Annotated in this window: 20 protein-coding genes; 4 read left to right on the forward strand and 16 right to left on the reverse strand. The window is 44.5% G+C overall.

Annotated elements, in window-relative coordinates; all coding sequences use genetic code 11:
• Nucleotides 1-5: 5 nt before the first annotated feature.
• Complete coding sequence (locus ACLSU7_RS17795; protein WP_413293239.1) at nt 6-338, reverse strand: hypothetical protein; 333 nt, start codon at nt 336-338, stop codon at nt 6-8.
• A 353-nt stretch (nt 339-691) separates the two neighbouring features.
• Nucleotides 692-1,009: a hypothetical protein gene (locus ACLSU7_RS17800; protein ID WP_246845652.1), complete on the reverse strand. Its 318-nt coding sequence runs from the start codon at nt 1,007-1,009 to the stop codon at nt 692-694.
• A 183-nt stretch (nt 1,010-1,192) separates the two neighbouring features.
• Here ACLSU7_RS17800 and ACLSU7_RS17805 point away from each other — a divergent pair, with 183 nt between their 5' ends.
• Together ACLSU7_RS17805 and ACLSU7_RS17810 are read left to right on the forward strand one after the other, a co-directional pair.
• Complete coding sequence (locus tag ACLSU7_RS17805) at nt 1,193-2,050, forward strand: PBECR2 nuclease fold domain-containing protein (protein WP_413293240.1); 858 nt, start codon at nt 1,193-1,195, stop codon at nt 2,048-2,050.
• Between the two features lie 93 nt (nt 2,051-2,143).
• A complete protein-coding gene (locus tag ACLSU7_RS17810) occupies nt 2,144-3,223 on the forward strand; it encodes an MFS transporter (RefSeq protein ID WP_413293241.1) in 1,080 nt (359 codons plus the stop codon).
• A 72-nt stretch (nt 3,224-3,295) separates the two neighbouring features.
• Here ACLSU7_RS17810 and ACLSU7_RS17815 read toward each other — a convergent pair whose 3' ends face one another.
• The 7 genes from ACLSU7_RS17815 to lnt all read right to left on the reverse strand — a co-directional run bounded on the left by ACLSU7_RS17815 (nt 3,296) and on the right by lnt (nt 13,886).
• Nucleotides 3,296-4,051 (reverse strand): hypothetical protein, encoded by a 756-nt coding sequence (locus ACLSU7_RS17815; RefSeq protein ID WP_413293242.1) that lies wholly within the window; start codon nt 4,049-4,051, stop codon nt 3,296-3,298.
• 550 nt (nt 4,052-4,601) lie between these two features.
• Entirely contained in the window at nt 4,602-5,645 is a 1,044-nt protein-coding gene (locus ACLSU7_RS17820; protein ID WP_413293243.1) for a hypothetical protein, read from the reverse strand.
• A 311-nt stretch (nt 5,646-5,956) separates the two neighbouring features.
• Nucleotides 5,957-7,705 carry a hypothetical protein gene (locus ACLSU7_RS17825; RefSeq protein WP_413293244.1) on the reverse strand — a complete coding sequence of 583 codons (1,749 nt, stop codon included), beginning with the start codon at nt 7,703-7,705 and terminating at the stop codon, nt 5,957-5,959.
• A gap of 91 nt (nt 7,706-7,796) precedes the next feature.
• Nucleotides 7,797-8,300, reverse strand: coding sequence for a hypothetical protein (locus ACLSU7_RS17830; RefSeq protein ID WP_413293245.1), 504 nt, complete (start codon nt 8,298-8,300; stop codon nt 7,797-7,799).
• 205 nt (nt 8,301-8,505) lie between these two features.
• The gene (locus ACLSU7_RS17835; protein ID WP_413293246.1) at nt 8,506-9,942 is read right to left on the reverse strand and encodes a lipase maturation factor family protein; all 1,437 of its coding nucleotides are present in this window, start codon (nt 9,940-9,942) and stop codon (nt 8,506-8,508) included.
• Nucleotides 9,943-9,961: 19 nt separating this feature from the next.
• Nucleotides 9,962-12,295: an endonuclease MutS2 gene (locus ACLSU7_RS17840; RefSeq protein WP_413293247.1), complete on the reverse strand. Its 2,334-nt coding sequence runs from the start codon at nt 12,293-12,295 to the stop codon at nt 9,962-9,964.
• Nucleotides 12,273-13,886: an apolipoprotein N-acyltransferase gene (gene lnt / locus ACLSU7_RS17845; RefSeq protein WP_413293248.1), complete on the reverse strand. Its 1,614-nt coding sequence runs from the start codon at nt 13,884-13,886 to the stop codon at nt 12,273-12,275. Before lnt ends, ACLSU7_RS17840 begins: the two co-directional genes overlap by 23 nt.
• Before the next feature lie 33 nt (nt 13,887-13,919).
• On the opposite strand from lnt, the gene ACLSU7_RS17850 reads away from it, so the two are divergent.
• A complete protein-coding gene (locus ACLSU7_RS17850) occupies nt 13,920-14,771 on the forward strand; it encodes a hypothetical protein (RefSeq protein ID WP_413293249.1) in 852 nt (283 codons plus the stop codon).
• Nucleotides 14,772-14,803: 32 nt separating this feature from the next.
• On the opposite strand, the gene ACLSU7_RS17855 is transcribed toward ACLSU7_RS17850, so the two are convergent.
• From ACLSU7_RS17855 to ACLSU7_RS17870, 4 genes are all read right to left on the reverse strand, one after another.
• Nucleotides 14,804-15,457 carry a UDP-N-acetylglucosamine acyltransferase gene (locus ACLSU7_RS17855; protein ID WP_413293250.1) on the reverse strand — a complete coding sequence of 218 codons (654 nt, stop codon included), beginning with the start codon at nt 15,455-15,457 and terminating at the stop codon, nt 14,804-14,806.
• Nucleotides 15,429-16,910 carry a hypothetical protein gene (locus ACLSU7_RS17860; RefSeq protein ID WP_413293251.1) on the reverse strand — a complete coding sequence of 494 codons (1,482 nt, stop codon included), beginning with the start codon at nt 16,908-16,910 and terminating at the stop codon, nt 15,429-15,431. Before ACLSU7_RS17860 ends, ACLSU7_RS17855 begins: the two co-directional genes overlap by 29 nt.
• Nucleotides 16,907-17,635 carry a glycosyltransferase family 2 protein gene (locus tag ACLSU7_RS17865; protein WP_413293252.1) on the reverse strand — a complete coding sequence of 243 codons (729 nt, stop codon included), beginning with the start codon at nt 17,633-17,635 and terminating at the stop codon, nt 16,907-16,909. The genes ACLSU7_RS17860 and ACLSU7_RS17865 overlap by 4 nt, the downstream gene beginning before the upstream one ends.
• An 81-nt stretch (nt 17,636-17,716) precedes the next feature.
• Nucleotides 17,717-19,087: a S8 family peptidase gene (locus tag ACLSU7_RS17870; protein ID WP_413293253.1), complete on the reverse strand. Its 1,371-nt coding sequence runs from the start codon at nt 19,085-19,087 to the stop codon at nt 17,717-17,719.
• A 116-nt stretch (nt 19,088-19,203) separates the two neighbouring features.
• Here ACLSU7_RS17870 and ACLSU7_RS17875 point away from each other — a divergent pair, with 116 nt between their 5' ends.
• On the forward strand, nt 19,204-19,713 hold the full coding sequence (locus ACLSU7_RS17875) for a hypothetical protein (RefSeq protein WP_413293254.1): 510 nt from the start codon (nt 19,204-19,206) through the stop codon (nt 19,711-19,713).
• Here the strand turns inward: ACLSU7_RS17875 and ACLSU7_RS17880 are convergent.
• From ACLSU7_RS17880 to htpX, 3 genes are read right to left on the reverse strand one after another with little or no spacing between them, the layout of a single operon-like run.
• The gene (locus tag ACLSU7_RS17880) at nt 19,710-21,575 is read right to left on the reverse strand and encodes a protein O-mannosyl-transferase family (protein ID WP_413293255.1); all 1,866 of its coding nucleotides are present in this window, start codon (nt 21,573-21,575) and stop codon (nt 19,710-19,712) included. The two genes, ACLSU7_RS17875 and ACLSU7_RS17880, sit on opposite strands and share 4 nt — an antisense overlap.
• A 51-nt stretch (nt 21,576-21,626) precedes the next feature.
• On the reverse strand, nt 21,627-23,714 hold the full coding sequence (locus ACLSU7_RS17885) for a transglycosylase SLT domain-containing protein (RefSeq protein WP_413293256.1): 2,088 nt from the start codon (nt 23,712-23,714) through the stop codon (nt 21,627-21,629).
• Between the two features lie 48 nt (nt 23,715-23,762).
• Nucleotides 23,763-24,662: a protease HtpX gene (gene htpX / locus ACLSU7_RS17890; RefSeq protein ID WP_413293257.1), complete on the reverse strand. Its 900-nt coding sequence runs from the start codon at nt 24,660-24,662 to the stop codon at nt 23,763-23,765.
• Nucleotides 24,663-24,728: the final 66 nt, after the last annotated feature.

Below are 24,728 nucleotides of genomic sequence, written 5' to 3' on the forward strand. Positions count from 1 at the left end.
TTCGATTAAGGTGCTGGACTCTCGGAAGAGGGAATCTGGCCTTTGGGGTTGGGGCAATGGGGGATCCCACCGCCGGTGCGACCGTAACAGCGCCAAGTATCGATGTAGGTGACGTCTTCATCGGCCGCCACGGGATAAAAATAGCGATATTGAACATGATCCAGCGTGCTTTCAACTAGACGAAAGGACGGCTCGCCTTCTGCAGATGTATCCACCGAAGCCCCTGCCGTGGCGGCAGCACGTTTACTGATCTTTAAAACGAAAACACGGTACTCAGCGTGACTGAGAACCGGAGCTAGGAAAATAAAGAAAGCCGATAAGAGACGTCGATATTTCACAATACCCCTTATCGGCTTTGCGGTGGGAAAACATTATGGAATGGGAATTTCGTTGAACGTGCGTCCGATGCACATTGCTTTCGCCGTTCGTGCATCCTGCAAGAGCGGCGAATTTAACTTAAGAGCCATCGTGGTACTTAGTTTCATAACGACAGAATATCATCGGAATACCGCGTTGCATTATTTTTCGATTCTGATGTCGAATTAGGACTCTAAGAAATCGACAGAAATTTCAAGATCTCAAAAATCGCCAGAAATGTTGGGAAAAGTGAAAAGCTATTAAACACTTTCCCTTCGAAAAGTGTCAGAAGTGAGGAGACTGTCAAAAAAAATCCGCTTCAGGGAAACGGATTTTAGTGGGAGTGCTCGTGATTGGCGCGAACTGTATTTTCGACGATGTGAAAATACGCTCTGACAAGCATCTGATAGCTTTCTGAGTCCAAGGCTTGTAAGTACGCCATTTTTTCGAAATAGGTTTTCTTCGCAATGAGCTCCGTCATTACGTCTTGGACCTTTTTCATCTTATCGAAGCTGTAGAAGTCTTTGTCGTCTGTGACTTCTTTAAGAACATTCGCAATGGTCGTGTTATCAAACAACACGTGAACACCCATTGCGGAGTGAGAGAGAAGAGCTTCCATACGTTCAAGACTAGTTTCTTCTAAATTAGCCAAGATCGCCTCCTTGCGCCTTGATAGGACCATAATATACAGCTCAACATATTTTCGATGGTGAGGAAGAAATCTAAGAGTTGCAAGAGGAAAAAATCACGGTCATGACGGGCCTTGTCGTGTCAGATTTTTTTCCTGTTGTTGCGAGGCAAGATTTCTCTCAATAATAGGCAATAAGGAGCCACGATGGCCAAAGCAAAAACTCGTCCTGTAAAAGCCAAATCTATCACTGAAAAAGAGTACATCGTCGTCGATGAAAAAGCCGGTCTGATCTTTGAAACCGAACAAGATCTGTATGGCTATTTTGAAACGATGATCAAAAAGTTTCAGGATGAGTATCAATCCTACCGAACTCCTGACGACTTCTCTGATGAAGATCAAATGTCTCGAGAAAATTATTTGGAGTCCACATTGGATGATCCAGATGAAGTGTGGATGGATAACTCAGCTTCTGAAGACTACGCGGTTTATTATTTTATCCGCGAGTTCGAAGAAGGGGCGACGGCTTTTAAATACATCGCAATTGGCTATATGGCGGAAGAGGAAGAGTATCCAACTTTCGTGTTCATGCATTTCCCAACTCGCGACTCCCATGTTTGGCATCATTATCAAAAGCAAGAGATGGTTTATGACCGGGGCTATGCCGAAGCTTCTGAAGGGGCGATCGAAGGCGATGCCATGTTAGAAGGGGATCCTTTGGCAGTGGGGCTTTATCAAGCCATGATGAAAGTGCGCACGGACAAAGATATCTCCCAGGATAAATTCCAGGAGTATGCAGATCTTCGCGAAGAAACGATAGAGTCAGCTGATGAGATCTGGAGAAAAACCGATACCGAAGGTCACGTTCTGGTGAGCTTTATCAAAGAGTTCCCGGATCATGAAACCAAAGATCTGGTTTATGTTGCTGTCACACAAGAAGATGAAGAAACCAATGTTCATTCGTTGTTATTCTCATTCCCTACAAACGATGAAGCTTTGGTGGATCGCTATCGCCAAGGTGAAAACTTACAGGCTGAAGAAGTGAGCCAGGAGTCTTCGCACTAACCAATGATTTGGCCTTATATCATTCTGTCCTATATTAGTTTATTCGTGTTCGGTCTGAGCGATAATGTGCGAGGACCCCTGTTCCCCGAAATCATGAAAGAATTTGCAGTGAACGACTCCATGGGATCATGGATGTTTGCTTTAAGTTCCATTTCCGGATTTCTTTCAAGCTATCTTGCCCGGCATTTACTGCGCCGCTTTGACCGCTTAAGTGTTTTAAGGGGCGGGGCGATTGCTTTGATCATCTCCTTGGTGGGACTCGCAACCGCACCGCATTTTTATGTCTTTCTGGTGTTTTCTCTCTTTTTCGGGATGAGCCTAGGTATCGTGGGTTTAATTCCCAATGTCTTGGTTTCTTTGGGATCAAGCGAGGAGCGTAAGCAGCAATTGTTGTCTGGCCTTCATGCCATGTATGGCGTGGCAAGTTTTTGCTCTCCGTTGATTGCAGCGTCCGTTGAATATCTGACGGGGAGCTGGCGCTGGACATTTGGAAGCATCACGATCGTGCCGCTGGGTTTGTTGATTTATACTTTCCACGGCAGCCACGATAATTTGCATCAAAAAGCCGAGTTCATTCCCGAGAATCACAAACTGAACAAAGCCCGTAACTTTAAGCCGCAAATGTTTTTGGCATTGATGGTGAGTTTCTGCGTTTGTGCGGAGATCATGATTTCATCGCGTTTAGCCCTCTTCATGCGCAGAACTGCAAACTACGACATGGAGCACTCCAGTCTTTATGTGACTTACTTTTTTGTCGGTATGCTGACAGGAAGATCTTTGTTTGCCCTCATCAAACTTCCAATAAGTCTTCGCGCGCAGCTTTCGATTTCACTGGTTGCAACGGCGCTTTGTACTTTTGGCGGCATCTATTTGCATCCCGTGTTTTTACCAATTGCGGGTTTCACGGTCGCGCCATTTTATCCATTGGCGATTACGTGGATTTCGACCAAGTTTCCAACGGATCTTGATTCCGCAGTTTCCTATATGATGGCAACGGACTCGATGATGTTAGTGGGAATGCATTTATTAGTGGGACACTTTACCGACAACAACGGCATTGCCTTTGCGATGCTGTTGGGCCCGATCTATTGCTTCTTGTCTTTTCTGCTCGTCAATAGCTACGAGTATTTCTTTGAACGCCATCAGCCTCAGGATGACTCCAACATCGCCTAAAAAGGAAAACGCCAACCTAGGGGGGGACCAGGTTGGCGTCTGTTTTTGGGGGTAATATCAAATTGCTCAGACTTAGAAGCAGTAGTTTTGCGCCATGCCCTGGAACTGAGAAGTCGTATATCCAGTGCTTCTGTAAGTGAAGAACGGGTGAAGCTGTTGCAGAACACCTGCGCGAGCGGCACCAGAAGACTCCACCGCATATGCATTAGGATTTGCAGCGAACAGTGGCAGAAGTCCATTGATCTCGTTCACTGATTTATTAGTTGAAGAATTGTAAACAGATACTTTCAAAGCATCATAATCACCATTCGTATCTTTAAGGTTCGCAAGAATGATCACGCGACCAAAGAAAGAAGTAGGGGAAGAGTAACCCATGGAAAGCGCCATCGCCGAGATATCCGTCCACTTAATGGAAGTACCCCAGTTCGTAAGAAACTTTTTAGTTTGAGAATCATAAAGAGCCACTGGAACCGCAGAAGAATCCAAGTAAGTTGAACCGTTCGAATTAGCCAACCACTTCCAAAAAGCAATATAAGAAGACCCAGAAGAAAAATCAGTCGGCAGAGCCGTCAGCTTCAACCAAACCAGATCCATGCGGTAAGAGTTCCCTTCAGTATAAGCCATCTGACGAACCGCCAAATTACTACCCGAAGTAGAATTACAAACAGCAAGAGCCTTAGAATCCGCCTCACTCACAGAAGAAATAACACCACGGCTAGCCAAATCCGTCGATTGTGCACCAGATGAACCACACGCCGTCATAAGCGCCGCACCTGCAACCAACAAAGTAACCATCATATATTTTTTCAAAGTAGTGATCGAATTCATAAAGCCCCCTTGCACACTGTTCACAAGACTATAGAGCAACATGAATGCCATAGATCACAATGAAACAGAAAAATTACCCAAACAATTCCAACAACTTAACCCCACAATTTCCCCACCAAAAACCCAATCCCAATCCAATACGCCCAACATGCCCAAGAACGGCAGACACAACTCGTCCCCAATCTCAAAGTGAAGCAAATTGAAATCCAAAAAAACCAAATTTATGAATAAAAAGAATCTTCGATCGAAGACCAAAACTTCTCAGGCGGTTTCTTGTTTGCACATTCGTATCAATCCGAATCACCAGCAAGCCTCCTTGGGGAGTCCCCGCATGCAGCGACCTCCGTGGGCGCATGGATGCGCGCACCCGCCAAAGGCGGGCCACGGCTGAGCCACGATGGCGTGTCGCGGAATGCGGGGACTCCCCAAGGAGACTTGCGGGTCGAACCGAACTGAACTACGAAAGGAACAAAAAGAAACCCCAACCACTATGGTTGGGGTTTTAGGGAAAATCCGTTTTATTAATAAAACGAGTTTAAGAGTATTTCAATTACAGTGCGCAACGATAGTCTGCTGAGTAGGAACCGTTTGGCAAAGTAGAAGTGAAGGTAACAATTTTACCGCTCACTGAGTAACCCGTAGTGATCGCAACACCGGCAGAGTTTTTCAACACGAAGTCGATTTTTCCGTCGTTGTCAGAGTCAATTGGATTACAGTTCAAAGAAATCGATCTCGCCAAAGACACCGCTGCGTTACCAGCGTTAGACAAGATGGATGTATAGTCCGAGGCACACACTGAACCAAGCACACCACCAGTCATATTAGCTAGTGAAGAAGTGATTGGAGCATAAGAGGCCGTCGAGCATGAAGAATCGGATGGAGCTTTTACGATTGAATCTACCATCATAACTTTTTCAGCACCGAACTTAGATTGAACGAAGCTCACCAAACTAGATGGCTGTGATTTTTTAGTATCCGCAGAGCTAGAAGGGCAGTTACCGTTACTGCATTCGTCTTCGTCTGAGATGATGATCACGACCAGATTTGAATCTTTACGGAAGAAGGAAGCATTTTCAGCACGCTCCATCGATCTATAGATGTTATTGATAGGGCGTTCGTCACCGCTACCGTTAGCACCTAGCTTGATCGCATCAGCCAAAGCCGCTTGTGCCGCAGAGTCTGTCGTATCACCTTTTTTAAGGAAGCTACGATTCAACATGGGACGGAATTGTCCGTCACCCCAAGGTTGATTGGCACCGCTGGAATCGACTGTATTCACACGTGGATCTGTTGTCGTTAGAGCCACTTGCCAGCTAAGGCCAGAAACCAGATTCATGAAACCATTAATTTTAGAAGACATATTCGCTTGCTCTTCAAGCATGGAAGGAGAGTTATCGACCACAAACAAGATGTCGATGTTCGCGTTCTCCTTAATATCGAAGTTTTGCGAAAGACCTCGTGAAGGGATTATTGAGTCCGTTGCATCAGAAGTGGACGATGCCGATGTGGACTGTGAAAAACTCATGTCTTGTGGAGCACATGCGGATAAAGCAGCTAGTGAGAGAATCGAGATGATTGCGTTTGTCTTTTTCATATTAACCCCTATGCGAGGGTATGTTGCATCGGATGTGCCAAGTGAGAAGGGCTTAAAATCGTCGCCGCTGTATACCTGAGTAACACTGTAAAAAGAGTAGTTAACATTTCCAACAATTCTCATTTTTTGAGGTCAATGAAACGTGCTTTCCCGAGACGGCGTGGCTGTTTTCACTAGGAATTTCAAGTGGGAACCGTGAGACACTTAACATAAGAACGAAAAATACGGTGGATTCTGTCTCAGACTGAATCAACACCGTATTTTTTCTTTTGCCAAATTGTTTACAACTGGATTTTTCTAAAATTAATTGATTACTTTGTTTGCGCTTTTTTCAGGTCATCGTCGCTTACTAGCGACCAAGTCTTACCACTGTTCTCCGAACGCATCAGAGCGTTGTTAAGATACGGGGAAATAAATTTCGGTTGTCCCTTAGAATCTTTCGCAAGGTACGGTGGGTACGGTCGCATGTTGCTGTACTCCACATATATATTGTCTTTGCGATCTATCGACATCACCTGGTACCAGTGAGTGTATTCAGGAGCATTTGGATACACCAACACTCGCGCTTTGTTCCAGTGAAAGGAGTTCGACTTTCTGTCGAACTTACCATTTTGATAAACGAGTGCGCCGAAGTATTCGAAATCGAAAATGTTCTTGTCATGCATCCACTGACGGTAAACAGTGTGAACCGTGTCATCCGCACCGATCATCATGGAGATATAAGTTTGACTGCCACCTGTCCAAAGCGGAGAGCTGTAGTTTGACTTGTAACCCGTGTCGGCCGTATTCATCGGTTCTTCTTTGCTCCACTCAGAGACAGAGTCAGGATTTAAGGAATACGCCGACGTAAAGTGTGAACCATGGCCACCGGAGATGACGATTAGATTTCCATTCCAAGTGCGGACAATACCGGGCTGGTTGTGCGTATCATTCACGGGCCAAGATTTAAGAACTGCTTTCTTAGAAACTCGTTTGGTTTTGAGATCATACTCTGCAACCCAGATCTCCGAATACGGTCGATTGTTTTGATCAGGTTTGGGAATGATGGGATTTCCTTTTTGATCCAGCTTGGGAACGAAGTCGCGATTCGCCTCGAGCCAAGTTACAAAATACTTGGAACCGGAACGAATGATTTTCGGTGAGGAACCGCTACGATAACCAATCTCTTGAGCGCTCAGGCTTAGAAGTACTGGTTTTTCAGCAACAAGTTTTCCTTGGGAGTTTTTAGAGATAGGTTGCAGATACAATTTTCCAACTGTACCTAGCCAGGAATAAGTTTTCTCAAAGCCTGGCAATTTTCCGTCACTTAAGAAATACAGCATCGCTGGAGGCCCACTTAAGGGAGCGCGATTGTAAGGGCGTTCCAAATCATAAAGTTGGGGAAGTGGACAGTTGTTCGTGCCCAGCACTCTGAAAACACAAGCCGTGTCTTTAGTTCCCACCAGTGGTAACGCTGACCAGTTCAATCCTTGATCATCAGAATACATCATCACATAGGATGTATCTTTATTAAACACCGTGGTTTTTAAGCGAAGCACGGTGTACATACGATCTGTTTTATCAAAGACCGCCATTTTCGGGTCCCACAAAATATCCTGTACGGAATCTAAAATGATGTCGTGAGATTTTTGATCATAGAATGGCAGGAGTTGGCTCGCCATAAAAGGGAAGTGCGTCCACGAGCCATCGCGCAGGGTTTGAAAGCCATTGGCAACGGGAACGGTTTGCTGACGGTCATGGTAGCGGAAGTAGGGACGGTTGCTAGAGTCAAAGCTGGGTGAGGAAATGGCATAACTTGGATGCCATTTAAAATCCTGGCGCTCATGATAAGGAGCAATGAACTCCATCGCCTCTTTAAGTGACCTCATAGGTTTTTTCTCAAGCTTATCAGGGCTTGGAAAGGCTTTTAATTTAAGTGTTTCGAATTCAATCTTGCTAGAACTTGCAAGATCCTGGCTGACGTTTTTTCTGGGAGAGAAATCAGAATATTTCTTGCCGGAAAAGTATCCAATAATAAGGGCTACGCCAATACTGGCAACTGTGTATCTTGCTTTACTCACGTTCAAATCCTGTATTTGGAGTCATATCAGAATAGTTTGAACGATTTTCGAGCAGAAATCCCCCTCAAAAAGCTTTGAGGGGGTCCAGTTATTATTCGTTGGAGGTGGCAGGTTCGATCAGCCGAACAGTCAAATTGTAGACCGAATCACTCTCTGTTGGAGCTTCCAGGTCCTTAGCTAACTGCTCTTGGAAGGTTTTAATCTTCTCTAGAGCGTGAGCATACTGTTCGCGTTTGATCTGAATCGCTATGTGGGCGCCTTCAGATAAACCGCTGAGATCCCGAGTGTCGATGGTTCCCATCAACTCGGTCCGAGCCTTGACTCGACGTAAAGCCATCTCTTTCATCACAGCACTGCGTGCGTGTTCAGAGAGTGCTAAGTCGATAAAGTACTCTTTCTCTGGTTGTGAAAGATTCAGTCTCTCCGCCAGATTTATTGCCCTAGCCTCGGAAAGTCCCATTTTGCGATTCAGTATTTCACTGAGTCGCGAGCTGGGCATTTCCAGATCTCTGGCAAATGCTCTGAGCGAATAAGACGGATTCTTTTTTTGACGTCTTTCGAGTTCGCGTAAGATAAAGTCCCGATAGTTGTGCATGACTACCTAGCCTTTGGTTAGAATTTCCCCTAAAAACCATTTTGCGAGTTTCCAGGAAAAATCTCCAATTTATTTTTCGTTCCGTTTTCTCTTGATACGACCACTTGATTTTCCAGGGGTCACCGCTTCTGAGAGTGAAAATACCGCGTGACCGTTTAGACAGCTGTCATTTTCGTAGTCACTCCCGAGGGGAAATTTATAGTGCTTAGGATTCTTCATCTCTCTCAAAAATCGGAGAATACGGGGCCGGGTGGCCTCGCTTCCACCAGATTTTCTGGGATTTTAGTTCTTCCCAAGAGCTGAAGAGATAGTTGTAGCGCACAAAACGCAGAAGCTTTGGCGATTTTCCATTGAAAGGATCAGCCTTTAAAAGTTCCTGAACGTCGGGACTTTCATCAAAGAGTCGTGTCACCAGATTCTGCAGCCACAAGTTTTCATTAAAGCTCTCCAGCGCTGCAAACCACATCTGCCAATCCAGTCTGGGTTGAAAAGGTGCGATCACCGTCGGTCGGTGAGTGAGCTTGGTGGGCTTATGCTTAAATTCATATTCAAGCCACGTGTGACCATCATCACTGCCTTCTAAAACAATCTCGGGGCGAGTCTTAGTCATCACTGCAAAAAGGCCGTAGGGATTGGTGATCCTAAAGGGAAAAAGAAGGCGCATCCAGGGAAGCATGAAATCCAGGGACTTACTGGTTTCAAAGACAGTTTTGTAAATCCAAAATAAGTTGCCCGGAAGAAGAACGACTAACGCGGCGACGGCAATTTCAGTCGAGACCCCGATAGGCAATATCCACGACGTACTTTCAAATATCCAAAAGGGATCAGCAATCACAGAGGCACAAAGCCCTAAAGTCAGCAAATTAAAGAAGGCAAAGTTACCTGTTAAGATAATCAGAATTTGCAGCAAAAACAAAAACAATGCGGCGATGAAACTGATTGGTCCCGGAACAAAAATAAAAAAGGGCACAATAAGCTCGATGAAAAACATCAATAGACAGCTGAACTTTTGAAATTTTAACGAGGCCTTATCTAGTAGCCAGGCAATCGGATTTGGAAGAGGCTGAGTCCAATAATGAAATCTTAAAGCCGTCAGATTTTTCCAATCAGGATCTTTGTTCGCAAGTTTCACAACCCCGGATGAAAACATCAGTTTAAAAAGTAGTACCCAAACCAACCCCATGACCATGGGATGGATTTCATAGGCCGCCAAAGGACGCCATTCCAAAGTAAATGGAGCAAAAAATAAAGCGATGAACCCAAGCTCTAAAAGTAAATTGTCCCACTGATAGGAGAGAAAGACCTGTCCACAACTACAAAAGGACAGATATAGCAGCCAGCAAAGAAGGAGCATCCAGGTTTGACTAAAACCTAAGAACGCCAAAGTGGACGCGAGCATTCCGATCATACAAGCAGCTTTTAAGGTGAAGTCCCCAGAAGCAAACCAGAACAAAGAAGGAAAATGACGAAAGCGTGAGCCACCTAACTCTTTATCAAGAATATTTAAAAGGTGATCGATGGAAAGAATCCCGCGAGAACCAAATAGTCCCAAGACCTGCACGGATAAAGATAAGAATGCTACAAAGTAGGCGAGCGAGAGGGTCTTACTTACCACCCAACTTGCAATAAGGTAGTGATTCAAGGGACCCTCCTAAGAAAAATTAAGATTCGCCGATTTCTGCCCAAGTGATGCCATCTCCACCATTTTCTGGTGAGCCCGCTTTCCACTTTTTGACATACACAGAACGAGACAAATAAGTTCTAACGGCCTTCTTTAAAGCCTCCGTCCCATGACCGTGAATAATCTTTAAGCGATCTTCACGAGTGGTCGCAGCTTTATCTAAAGCCACTTCCAGTTCCTGCAGGGCTTCTTCCACAGTTTTTCCTCGTAAATCCAAAGTACGATCATCATCTGCCATAGAAACAGAGAAGCCGCTGGAACCTTTACGCACCAATTGCGAAGTGGGATTTTGAGGTTTACCCGGCAGACGAAGAGTTTGCCAGTTCACCTGCAAACGCACAGATCCTGACAGGATCATAAGATCCCCTTTATTGTTCGGTGCACTTTGCACGATGCCGTCTTGATTTAAAGTCGGTACAAAAACTTTTGATCCTGGTGGGAATTTTTTAGCGAATTCCTCTGCCGTTTGCGGAGCTCCCGCTTGGATCACGGGTTTTGCTTTTACGATTTCAGGTAGCTGATATTTGATTTCCTGAAGAGCTGCATGACGTTTGAAAGTTTCCGCCACTTTCGCTTGGGCGATAGCTTCTTCAACTTTGCGTTCGGCTTTTTTAACAGTGCGCTGAAGCCATTCATCTTTGTCTTTGTTAAACTGGCTTAATAAGCCTTCGTACTTGTTCTTGGTTTCAACGGCTTTCTTGGTTTCTTTGCGCAAATGTTCCTGCAGAATCGCGATATCGCTTTTCAGCTGTTCAATTTGTTCCAAACCTTCAAGGCGAGCACGAGTGGCTGGAGCGAGTACATCCATCGCTCTTTGTACGATCGTCTGAGCCACGCCGACACGCTTTGCAGTTTGAATAGCCAAAGAGTCGCCCGGAATACCAGCCAAGAATCCGTAAGTAGGGCGTCCTGTTTTAGGATCGTACTCCATGCTTCCGTTTAGGACGCGGCTTTCATCATCCCATCCGGCTTTCAACGGACCCAAGTGAGAAGTGATGACAGCGAAAACGTCGTTTGCAGAGAATTCTTCGATGAAGGCACGAGCTAGTGCACTTCCTTCTTCCGGATCCGTGGAGCCGCAGATCTCGTCGATCAAAATCAAGTTTTGATGACCTTTAACAGAAGCCGCTTTTCCAAGAATTTTCAAATGGGCGGCAAATGTCGAAAGTTCTTCGTCAACACTTTGGCTGTCACCGATGCCAATCAAAACATCTTTAAAGAAAGGAATGCGTGATGTTTCACTTGCACAGATTGGAAGTCCACAACGAGCCATCTGAGCCGCAAGGCCGATGGATTTTAAAAGAACCGTTTTACCACCGGCATTGGGACCACTTAAAAGCAGGATGCTTTTTTTGCCATCAAATAGAACTGTGTTAGAGACAACATTTTTTCCACTCAATTGCAAAAGTGGATGGCGAACTTCGATCAGTTCCATGGTGTCTTTGGAAAACTCAATTGCATGACCATTGATTTGATTCGTGAACTGCGCTTGCGAAAAGCGGATATCGCCCTCTTCCATCAAAACGCGTGTGCTTTCGATGTCGGTCGCTTGCGAAGAAAGATAGTGGGAAAGTTCAGTGAGAAGTCTTTCGATTTCATCTTCAATTTCCGCTTCCACTTGGCGTAAGCGGTTGTTCGTTGGAATAACTTTTTCAGGCTCAACGAAAACGGTTTGTTTACTTTGAGAGGACCCATGGATCACACCCGGAAGTTTGCTTTGCATTCCGGAACGCACGGGCAGAACCCAGCGGCCTTCACGAGTTGTTACGAACTTGTCTTGAATCACGGTCTCCATCTGGTGATCTTTTACCAGACGATCCAAGGTACTTTGGACTTCGCGAGCAAGACGCTCTTTTTCTTTAAAGAGGTTGTATAGTTTTTCACTCGCATCAGAGCGAATCTCTCCGCCAGGAGTCAGGATCTGATCGATCGCTGAAAGCGGTTCTTCCGCATCCATTAGGCTATCGTGAAGTCTTTTGGCCCACGTGTTTTCAATCGGAGACAAAGCTTCTTTCAAAGCCAAGGCCTCCATGCAGAAGTTTCGCACGTCTTTGATTTCCAAAGTTTTTAGGACGGCCTTCTTTTTTAAGCGGGCGATCCATGCGGAATATAAATCCAAGCTTTGCATATAGGGGCGAACACCCTGATTTAAAACCTCTGTTGCATCAGCAATTTCTTGAAAGCTCACATAGGCTTCATCAGCCGTGTTCAGCGGTTTCATGTCAGAAACGGCTTCACGTCCCACTTCGCTCGTCGCGTGAGATTTGATTTTTTCTAGAATTTCTGTCCAATCAAGGACGGCGAGATCTTGCATGAAGCACTCCAGTTAGAACAATGCCCGAAAGCGCGAGCAATAGAACGATCCAATCAAAATGGCCCCATTTCACATAGGCCGTCATCGGAGCGTCCTTGCGGTATTTTACCGTAAACTGCCCCGCCCATTCTTCATGAATAGGGGAAGTTTGTTGAAGGTCACCATTGGCCCAAATAACTGTACTGATCCCCGTATTAGTAGAGCGGATCAAAGGCCGACGGGTTTCAATTGCGCGCGCCAAAGTCATGTACATGTGTTGCTTAGGCTCAAAAGTCCTTCCGAACCAGGAATCATTTGTCACGTTCACCAGGATGTCAGAATTTTCCTCTGCCAATCCGCGGGAGAATCTTGCATCCAATCCCTCGTAACAAATTTGACCACCCAAATGGATGCTTTCCATTTCGCGGTTCCAAGCCAAGGCGCGGGGGCCTGTGCCTCTGCCGAAGTTCGAAATGAAGGGAAGCCACTTTAATAAAATCGGAAACTTTTCGCTAAAGGGAAGATACTCACCAAAAGCCAAAAGATTTGTTTTCAGATAAGGCGCATCCAGATTGTTACCTTTGGCATCAATCAAAAAAAGAGCATTGAAAGTCGCTTCATCGCGGTGGGGATCTAAAACGGGGCTGCGCGAATAAGCTCCCGCCAAAATAGGGCGGTCCAATCCTGTCAGGGCGCTTGCCAAGATTTGCGTGTGCTTGCGCGCTAAAAGTCTTTGATCCAAATAGTCAGGGAACGCCGTTTCCGGCCACACGAAAAGATCGGTGTCAGGAAATTTCGCGAAGGCCTCTAGAGTCATGGAGGTGAACTTGCGAGTGATGAATTCTTGGGCACCTCGGCCTTGTTCGGCTTGAATTTTTTCGGAGTTCCCGATGTTCGCCTGAATCAGCGTCGTTTTGAATTCGCGATCAAAATGATCCCACGGTTCTTTATGAAAGTTTCCACTCGCGATCAGTAAAACCACAACCACGGTGAGGGCCCCAAGTTGCATCAGACCCTGGCGTTTTTCACGGAAGCTTAACCAGATGGAACCTACCCAAGCGTTGCCCAACAAAATCAGGGCAGAAAGTCCCGCAAAGCCAATGACATCGGCCCACTGGTAAGCCGGGATGTGGGCGCCGATCAAAGTGTATCCTAAGTGCCAATCAAAAATGACAGGCCAAACTCGCTCGAGCAAGGCGTGTAGTAAGGCAATTGAGAACAGAGCTTGGATTCTGGAGAGTTGGAATTTTCGTTGTAACCACACACCAGCAACGGCAGCTGCGGGAATGTAAAGATGCATGAAAGCACAAAAAAGCAGCAGAGCTGCGTAGGAAATGATCCAAGGCATGGCGCCGAATTCGTGCGCGGTGTAAGCGATCCAATGAAAACCAATGGCAGAAAGCACAAATTGGGTGAGCCATCCACTCCAGAAAGTTCTTTTCAGTGAGAGTGAATTACTGTCGGTGACAGAAATCCAGAGGGGGACATAGCAGAAAAGCAAAGCCCACGGTGGGAAGGGAATGTAGCTTGTTCCAACCAAAATTCCCGAGAGTAATGCCCAACGTAAATCGAAGGCTTTATGCTTGAATAATTGAACGGCTTTCTTCATCATGGTATTAGTAACACAAAGAGTGAGTGAGTCCACGTGAAATTGAAAGTTCGATGCCCATCATGCGCTAAGTTGTACGAAGTTGCGAGTGAAGATATTCACTCGGAGACTCCGGTATTTCAGTGCATCTCTTGTGACAATCGTTTCGGTTTCGATTATCCTCCGGTGGATGCCAGCCAAGTGGTAACTTTCCTGGTAGCAACACCGGGGCAGAGTACTCCCAACGCAGAGCAAAACCAAAGATTGACTGCTGAGGAGCTTTTAGCTTCCTTCAAGCAAGAAATGGTGAGTGCAGTTGTTGAGCCCACGGCTGAACATGTGCAGAGCCAAGAAATGAAATCTTGCCCAAAATGTGGAGCTTTGAACGGTCGTCGCGCGCAGGAGTGCTATTCTTGTCATGTGCTTTTTGAGCGTTTGGAAGGTCTTCCTCAAGATTCCAGTTTGCGTGCCCAACCAAGCTTGGTTCGCAAATGGAAAAATGTTTTAGAAAACTTTGAAGACATGAGCCTTCATGAGTCCTTCATCAAAAGCTGTGGGGAGCTCGATGCTTTCCGTTTTGCGATGATGAAGTACGAAGAGATTAAAGCCGCTCAAGGTGGAGATGCGCTTTGTGATCAAATGATCGCACGTATTAACAGCATGATGATGGTGGGAATCTCGCAAAAATCGACAATGAAAGTTGAAAACCCGGCAAATGCCGATCGTCCAAAATGGATGAAATGGGTTTACATCGGTCCTTTTGCTTTAAGCGGTCTTTTGATTCTTTGGGGCATGTTAAGCCTTGGGCACCGCAACCTCGTCGGAGTTGGCGTGGCTCTGTCTTGTATGGCGGTCGGCCTGATCGTGATGATCCGCGGACGACTTTCGCTTTCTGATTTCATGGATTAAAAATAAAAAAGGCAGTCTTGGGACTGCCTTTTTTATTTCTTCCGTGCCGACAGGGCGGCGTGGAACTCTCTATTGAATCTCTCGATATCTTTTATATTAAGATTGTTTTTCTTAATCGCATGTTGATTCTCTTTTAAGAATCGAGCTGGATTACCTACGTAAGTTTTCGTTGGTTCGATTAGACTTTTTTTGGTAATCACGGTTCCCATGCCAATCATGGAGTAATGCCCAACAAAACTATATTGATGAATGGAGACGTTGAGGCCAATGTTTGCACCCTCAAAAATGGTGCAATGACCGCCCATGGCTGCATTCCCCGAAAGTGTAACGTTATCTCCAACGACACAATCGTGAGCGACATAGCTAGCGTGTAGCAAGCTGACGTTGTTACCGATCATAGTATTTCTAATTGTACCTGAATTCACGGTCGCGTATTCGCGAATAATGCAGTTATCCCCAACCTCAACAGACTTGAAAGTTCCGTGCCAAAAATCTTTGTGTTCAGGAGGAGTTCCTATGGAACAATGAGCTTCAAGTCTATTGTTGTTTCCAATTATTACGTCTTTACCGATGATGCAAAACGGACCAATATAATTACCTTCACCAAGCACAGCGCTTTCATCGATGATTGCAGTCGGATGTATTTGATTGGCATATTTAACGTTTCTGAGGCTTGAAATAGACAAATTTTGCTCCCTCATAAAGTTTCTCAAAATACTGACTTTTTGCAAAGTAACTTGAGCTCTCCGGTGGGATAGCAAGGCAAAAGTCTGAATGCAGTCGCCCATTTTGAAGTCCCTTTTCTATTGAGGTAATCCAAACTGACGGGTTCGAAGTCAGGGCCGAGTTCGTCATGGTCATCAGGCTGCCTAGTGTCGTGCCAGAGAAGAACTCATTCAACGAAGTAGATCTAATATTGCCTGAATAGATATCGTAGTTTGTTAGCATACCTCCTAAGTTTGCGACTTTCAGAAAGTGATTTGTCGTTGTCTCAAAAACTAGAGGATAGGTAGTGGATCTTGAGCAATTCTGATTGAGAACAGAAGATTCAATTTCGGCAATAATGTTTCTGCCTGAAAGATAGTCGGCGTTACTAAAAGTAGAAATAGAACGTAAATTAACAGGCCAAGAATCACTGCCAGTAAACTCAAAGCAGAGCACTACGGTGGCCACGACTATAAATACTCGGTGTGCTGGTTTCGATAGGATGCTGGTGTGAAGCAGTAAATAGGGAATCAATAGATAGGAAAAAGAAGCAAGTTTAGAAGCGTAATAGCTTGGCGTAAACAATTTGGTGCTAGCGGCAAACAAAAACACCGTATAGGAAGCGAATGCCAATGAAGAGATAGCCATTGCTCTATTTGTTTTTAGAATTTCCATATAAAAGATAGCAATGAATAAAATCGAAAGTGCAACGAAGGAAGGAGAAGTTACTACAGGTCCTGCCAGGTTGCTACGGTGGAAGGGTTGCCACAAAATTAATAGCCATAGGAAAGTTAAAGGTATTTTTAGAAAAGAATATTTATTCCATTTCGCTAATAAGAGAATAGGAGCAGTCCAAATAAGAAAATCTGGATAGGTGATGGTGGCAAGTAAACCAGTAAAAAGAGCTGTTTTAATGTATTTGTTTGAAAGCAAATAAATTGTGATAGTAAACAGGGCCTGTGAAAGTAGCTGAGAGAAAAAAGCTAAGTTAATTCCTTCCATAAAATAGCTTAGGAAGTAGGTGAACAAGACCAGAAATCCCAGGCAGATTTCAATGAAATATTTTTTTTGAAATCGATCCAAAGCGATAAATAAAAAAATTATCAGAATAGATAGAAGTGATAAATCCATAATAAGGGAATAAGCACCTGGGAGGGGGATTCCTAACGTTTCTGCAAATCTGGCCAGAAGATGAAACCCTAAAAGTCCATGATAAATTGGTAAATACTTTGAAACAGCGTGCATGCCGATCTGTTTTTCCGAAAAGCTGGGGAAAATATCCATTGAGCGAACATGCTCGCTAATGTTTAAATGATTTGCATAATCGGCACTGCTTGTTGAAACTCCGGCGTCCATTGCAAGATATCTTTGCGGGAAGATAACTGCCGTGAATATTATGCAAGCAAGTATGAGCCCTAACTTAATACGGTTCATTTTTTTAGTTTTAACCTAAGGAAGAAGAGAGGCTTTATCATCGACCACCAATCGATTATCGGGCGTATCTTGCTTTTTCTGTTACTTTGCAAATGATTGTATTTAATTGTAACAGGTACTTCCGCAATCTTAAGGCGGTTTTCACAAGCCCAATAGTGAATATAGTATTCGAGTTCATATCGGGAAAGCCATTCTTGAGAGATATCGCAGGTTTCATTGAATAAAAAGTCGATCTTATAACACCTGAAACCACATGTGATATCAGAGAATCTTCTTTTTAAAAGTATCGTGCAAATGGATGAAAAAATTGGAATCGATAAACGGCGAAACAAAGTCAATCCTGGAGAGCGATTCCCATTTAGAAATCTCGAACCGGTCACGTAATCTGCTTTTTTGTTTAAAAGCGGTGATACAACCGTGTGTATTTCGGATGGAACCATTTTACCATTTGAAGACATAATTAGTACAGCTTCGTATTTGTTTTCTCGTGCGTACAAGATGCCTGTGCGGATAGCTGCGCCTACACCTTGATTTTTTAGATGTCTTAAAACTTTGAATCCCCGTTGTTGTGCAATATCTGGAGAATCATCGTAAGAACCGTCGTCGACAACCACAGATTGATTCTGAGGCCAATGTTGTATGACGTCCGAAAGAAACCCCGCGATTTCTTGGTTCTGGTTGTAATTGACGATGACGAGAAGAATTGATGCACATGGAGAGCTCATCTACACATTGTTACAGGTTAAGCCAATGTTCTCCATCTCCAACTGGAATCAGGACTAAAGATAGTATTTTGCTAACGAATGCTATAGACTATCGGCATCACTATTTTTGGTGCCTACGCGATTTGGTCTAGGCTTGTTGCCAATGGCATTTAGAAGCGAACGGCCAAATCTGCTCACGTCATTGACTGCTGCACCCGCTGGCGCCTCATTAGGATCTTCTGCTAGCTTTTTCATGCTATCTACATTCACGGTTATGATGCCTGAAGCCGAAACTCCCTGATCCAAAATTGTCAGAGCTTTATAAAGATTCAGCTGACGGGAAGTGCGGGTTTTGGAAGCGAGTTGAGTTTGTGCATCTCCAGTTGCCAGGATGTACTTTTTGGCCTCAACTGCAGTCGAGGCTCCTTGCTTATTGGCCATCACTAATACGGCAGCGCCTGTTACGAACGCTGTAGCTTGTGACGTTCCAGTCATGTACCCATAAGAATTCCCGGGCAAGCAAGACAAAATGTTTTGCCCTGGGGCTGCAATATCAACGGTTTCCACACCATAGTTCGAAGAATTTAAAACCTGAATTGACGGATCGATCGCTGTAACAGAAATGATGTTCGTCAATTTATAGTCTGCAGGGTAGTAGTGATGCTGGTCGGAATTAGAGCGTTCATTACCGGCTGCTGCGACAAAAAGAATTCCTGCTTTTTCCGCTTCTTGAACGGCGTCGTGTTCTTCTTGAGAAAACTCCGTCCCGCCACCGGAATAGTTAATGATCTTAGCACCCATTTTTACGGCGTACTTGATCGCTGCGACTGTGTTTTTTAGGTTGTCTGTGTTTGGAACTTTCGGGTCATAGTATTTTAAAACCATGATGCTGACTTCAGGAGCGATTCCGGTGATCCCTTTACCATTTCCGGCTTCAGCGCCAATGATCCCTGCGATGTGAGTACCGTGACCGTGATTGTCATCGAGTTTGTTATTGTTAGATACAAAGTTCCAACCATGAACGTCGTCCACAAAGCCATTGCCGTCATCATCGATTCCATTGGTGGCTTTGTTGCGGCCTTGAGCGTCCTTACCAGTTTCGCCAGGATTCATCCAAAGATTTTTATCTAAGTCTTCATGGTGTTCATCAATGCCAGTATCGATAACAGCGACTACGATGTCTTTACTGCCACGAGTAACAGACCAGGCGCGAGCGGCGTCTGATTTTTTCAAGCCCCAGGCTTGGGAAATAGCGGGGTCATTGAATAAAGCGCTCGGTTCATCTTCAACAGTATCTGTTTGTGAAGTGATTTTAGAAGTTTCAAAAAGACGTCCGTCTTTTTTGCTGAACTTGCTGGAGCTTTGCGTGCGTGAAGGGGAGGAGGCATCTGAGAAATATAAGTATGCACCCAGACCGCCAAAGAAGATCACGCCGACAGCACCTGATGCTAACAACCACTTGCGAGAAAACATGAAGAATCCCCTTTCTCCAATGGGCTTATCGGCAGATTTCAGTCGAGGTGTAGTAGAAAGCGCCGCCTCAAAGTGAGACAATTAAAGGTGAGTCCAGCTCGACCGATGAGGTGAATATGAAATACTCATTTTTGTTGATGCTTTGTGGTTTTATGGGTGCCTGTAACTATCAACCAGGGGGCGCCAGTGGTTCCGCTGACTTTGGCAGCTTAAGCAGCGACGTGACTTACCACGATCGGCAGGACGGTCTAGTAACCTTGAACGGACAGTCTCTATCTATATATAACAAGATATTTTTGAAAGCCGATGGCAGTCAGTTTACGTATCAATCCGTGCAGATCGTGAACGGTGTACCAACTCTTTGTGAAATGACGGGAACTTGGGAAGCTGAAGGTGGCGATGAAACTCCGTCTCAAGAAAATGAACTAGTCGCAACCGTCACGGGTGGAACAGTTTCACCTAAAACCGTTCGCTTTCCATTGCGCCAGATGGATGCGACAAGCTTGCGTTTGCAGTTAACTGCCGGTGATGCAACGGTGACTGATTTGACGAATCAGGATATTGCTCCCATCGAAGTCCCGGATGTGAGTTCCGCGGGAACTTCGACGGATTGTGATTGGCCTTAACGTTTAATGTTGTGGTAGCGATAATAGTCAAAGTATTCCTTAAATTCTTCCCTCATAGAGCATTTCTTGTCCGCTATGTTTAGTTTTTCTTTCAACTTACAAAGGTTCTCTAGCGCTTGATAAGTGTATGGTGCTAAACCCAGAATTCGCTCAAAAGAATCAATTGCTTGCAGAGCCTTTCCTTGTTTCGCCTCCATTTGTCCTTTTACGGCAAAGTAGTATGTATATCGTGAAAAAATGCCTCTATATGAATTGAACAAATAAGGAGAGGTATCGATTATTGAAAGGTCTGATCTAAATTGGGGGGTGTATTTTGTTTTGTAGAAATCAATGCCGGCCCCCTGCGTGATCAAAAAACCCAGGGGCAAAAAAGTTACCTTCGCCGCCTCAGGGGGGAACTCATCGTCAGTTGTGATAAAAGTGAAGTTATCCAAGTTAGGAAGAATGATATCATCCAGAGTGATTTGGAATGATTTCCTTTTTTGCTCTTCATAGCTATACTTAAAATTTTTAATCTGAGGTATTCCTTTTTGAACAAACCACTCAGTTCCAAAAAAAATGCGCAGAAGCACCAGCGTTTTCGGTTGAATATTTTCGACCAACTGCGCATATCGAATTGAGAAAAATTCGGTGTCCATTGAGCTAAATAAAATCGGATTTTTAAATTCACTCGTGATATTAAGAATATTTATGGCGTAATCTTCGATTATTGTATTGTCTGAGAGGTCATTGTAGCGAGAATTGGTCGTGTAACTATTTAAGGAGAAACTCAAAGCCAATAGTCCGACCGACCAGACGCGTGACTTTGACATAAATTCAAAATTATTGTCAATAAAAGTGCAAAGAAGAATCGCGGTTAAAAGTATCGGCAGGATAAAGAATCGTTCGCTCACTTCCGCGAAAAAGTTTATTGGTGCTGTTTGCATCATCGGTATGAAGACTAAGACATAGGCTGCAAGAGACCACGCTATGAATGTTTGATAACGATGCCAAACTATTTGTTTAGAAGCCCTTTTGCAGAGGAAAATTGTTATCAGACCTAATACAGCTAAAGCCCAGACAGCTTGAAATAAATTAATTATGAACAGCCGTATTTGTAATAGTATCGCATTTTCATGCGTTTGATGTTGTAAGGAGAAGGTGCCGTATTCCTTTCTTAGAAAGTGATCCCAGACATCCCCCAAATTCTGCAAGTTCCCCCAGGAATACAAATGAGTAGGATGCATCGCAAGCATTGAACTATATAGTGCCACACACACTACCATGCCGCTCGCAATGCTTACATAAAGCCATTTAACATTCCGGTATCTCCAGCAAACCCAGGACACAAATGGAAGTAAAAAAATAATTGTTTGATGGTGCGCTATTCCTAATGAAAAAAATAAGGGCATCAATCCGGCAGCAACAGGGATTTTTGTCCCTGTTATATTTTTGGATGAGATTCCCGCCCAGATTGTTAGAACTGAAAGCAGTAAGTGGAGAGCGAAGACTTCAGGTATTTGAGCATAGCGCCAAAAAACTGTGCTCAGGCCCAATGATAGCATACCTAAAACCTTGAGGGGGAGAGACTTAGTAAAAGAACCAAAAACCCATAGGGTCGCTATAGATATCAGAATGTTCAGTAACGAGAAGTTAAAAAACACCGTTCCAAAGGAGACAGAATGTATCCATAAGTGATTGAGCCAAATCCAAAGCGGATATCCTGGTGGGTGAGCAACGAGAAGTCTATATGCAGCTGCAGTAAGTTCGCCACTATCACCTGTTTGGACTGTGCGAGGTGCATGAATTACATAAACGACGGCAACGATGAACACAGTAAGGAAATAGAAAATGCTGGCTCTACTGACACGAATTTTATTCATTTACAAAGTATATCGGCTTTAATTTGAACTGCAAGTTCCGCCAGCGCTTTCCTATTTCGTTAAAGTCAAAAGTTCTTCGGGATATTTTGTATTTTGATTTGCATTCAGTAGACGTTTGTAGAAAACAAAATTCCTCATCGTAAGTTTGATATACGCACGAGTTTCCTCGTAAGGAACTTCTTCGATAAACTCGACCGCATCCACGCGGAACCGAGTTTTTAACCACCCGCGAATGGCGGAGTCGTTCGCGTTGTAACCAGACACCGCAAGAATGTACTGATTGTTATACTTCTTCATCAAAGTCTTAAGTTCGAATGCTCCCAAGGGAATATTGATCTCTGGCTTATAAAGATCTAAAGCCTCTTTGTACTCTAGCTTATAGGTGGCTGCCAAATTTTTAGATACGCTCGGTAGTAGCTGCATTAAACCAAAAGCATCAACAGGGCTACGAGCCTCAGGATTAAACGCTGACTCTTGGCGAATGATCGCATAGATGAACTCTTGTGGGATGCCGCTTTTCTCAGAGGCACTGGCTACGATTTCACGATAGGGTTGAGGAAACAGCAAATCCGGATGATCGTTTAGCAAGCGGTCTTTAACTTCGGGTTGCAAGGATCCGAGAGTTGAGAAAAGGGGCATGTAAAGACCGGCGCGAGCATAAGCTGAAAACATCGTCAGCCAAGTTTTTTCAGACGTGATTCCGGCTTTCTTTAGATCGTCAGAGGCTTGATTCAAAGCTTTTTCGGCAAACGGTTTTTCGTTCACAGCAATCAACCATTCGATTTGTAGGCGTAGTCGTCCTTGAAGTTCGTCGAGCCCAAGAACCGTCGCGCCAGACGAATCCTGAGAGCTTGATTTAATCGCTGGATATTCGCGATTCAGCTCGCGATAAGCCATCATCCCATAATAGCCTAATGGATCTTCTTGAATGAGACTTTCGAGCTCTGCAGTTGATTCAACCGTCTTGTTGGAGTTCTTCAAGGCCCGGCCCAGCCAGAATTTTGCGCGCATTTTATCAGCAGGATCCTTTACCGTATCACGCATTTGTTGCAGGCTTGCGGTCGCTTCTTCGTAGCGTTGCAATTTATAATAGTTCCACGATTTCAGCCACGCCAGTTTATCGCGAAGCCCGGCCTGACTGATTGGCTGCTTGTAACTCTCTTCATAGAATTCCAGAGCTTTTTCAAAGCGACCCTTTTCTTCTTCAATGCGACCTTGGATGAAGTAAACTTCGTCCATTGGATAAAGTCCACGCAATTGACGGTTTGTTTCAGTCAAAGTTTTCACCGCTAGGGAGGTCTGATCTTCCGTCCACAGTGTGCGTGCCAGCAAGACTTGAGCATCATGATAGCGCGCTAATGCTCGGCGGTCTTTTTTGTTTTGCTGATATTGTTTCTTTGTTGTGTTCACAAGCTCGGAAGTGGCGTTGATGTATTCTTGACGACGTTGCGCCACCTTGTAGGTCATACGTACATTTTTTGTCGCTTGAAATTTATCTTCGGTCGATGCTTCTTTGGAAGAAAGTATCTTTCTGTATACGCCAAGGGCTTCATCAAAATCACGATTGAATCGGAAATCCATCGCGACAGCGCTCAAATCTTTAAACGCTGGACTTGGATTTAAGCGGGGAGACGTTTTGTAAAGCTGAGCTTGGACTTCTGCGATATATTCTTGGGAATCAAGTTTCTTCGCAGTGGCAAGAGCCTTTTGAAGATAGTCTTCTTTTTTCTTTTTATTACTTTCGACCGCCGCTTTTGCCAAGTAAGCATCCAAATCATCTTTCAAATCAGGCGTCTCAGCAGATTCTTTAAGTTTAATATCAGCAGAAAGATCCGAATACCAGGAATTGATGCTGTCAGGAAGTGTACTGAGTTTCTCGTTCGCAGGGCAGACTTCGTAAGCACGAAGCAACGCCAAGTCCTTAATCGGGAAGTCTTGAAGGCCGGAAAGCAGTTTGAAATTTGCACAGGCAATTTTCGGAGCAGATACTTTTTTTTCTGCGGCCTCAAGATACAGGCGAACCCATTCCGGGTTGTCTTGCGGTATCAATCTTTTTTCAAGGCGAGTGTCTTGGCGCGAGGTGGTCGCGCAACCCATAAGAACTGAAAGAAATGAGAGGGCAATAAATAAACGAGGCATGAAATAAGCTTAAGCCCGTTCATGCCTCGTAAGCAAAGAAATTGAAAATTACAGACGACCGCCGCGTTGAAGCACTTCGATACGAACTTCAAGCGGTGGGTGAGTCATCATAAGTCCAGCCAAGCCACCTTTGTCGCGGTTAGAGATCATCAGCGTCGCTGTTTGACCTTCTTCTGGAGGTATTGGCAGATCATAAACCGTGCGTAGCTTTTCAAGGGCTGCAATCATGTTCTCGCGTGAAGAAAATTTAGCTCCCCCAGCATCCGCACGGAATTCTCTTTTGCGAGAGAAGTAGTTCACCACGAATGATCCTAGCAATGTAAACGCGATGTCGCCAATAATAACCACGGCAAAGTGAACAATGCCACGAAGTTTTTCATCTACGTTTGAGGCCACGATATTTGCCAAAATACGAGAGAAGAACATCGCAAAAGCATTCACGATACCTTGGATCAAAGTCATAGTAACCATGTCACCGTTCGCGATATGGGCAACTTCATGAGCAAGGACGCCTTCAAGTTCCTTCTCATTCATTCTTTGTAAAAGGCCTGTGGAAACAGCTACCAAAGAATTTGATTTCGAAGGGCCTGTCGCAAAAGCATTGATGTCAGCTGATTCATAGATACCCACTTCCGGCATTTTTGGAAGTTGCGCACGGCGAGCGATATCATGAACGGTGTTTACCAAGTGGCGAAGCTGTGGGTTTTGATTGTTCGGTTCGATGACTTGAACGCCATGGAACATCTTTGCCATCCATTTGGACATCATCAAAGAAATGAAAGCACCACCCATACCCCAAACAGCACAGAACACCATCATGTACGGGATGTAGTTATTCAGTTTATTCAGCCCAAAGACGCTGCTGATGATTGACCAGACGATCCCGATGGTTACCATCACCATCAAGTTGGTCAGAATGAATAATCCGATTCTTTTAAAAAAAGACATTTTTAACTCCTTTAAGAGACACCTTTAATTTTGATATCTCTCTAGGAATTGTCAATATGCGCACCT

It is taken from the genome of Bdellovibrio sp. HCB185ZH, from assembly GCF_047302455.1.
Lineage (GTDB): Bacteria > Bdellovibrionota > Bdellovibrionia > Bdellovibrionales > Bdellovibrionaceae > Bdellovibrio.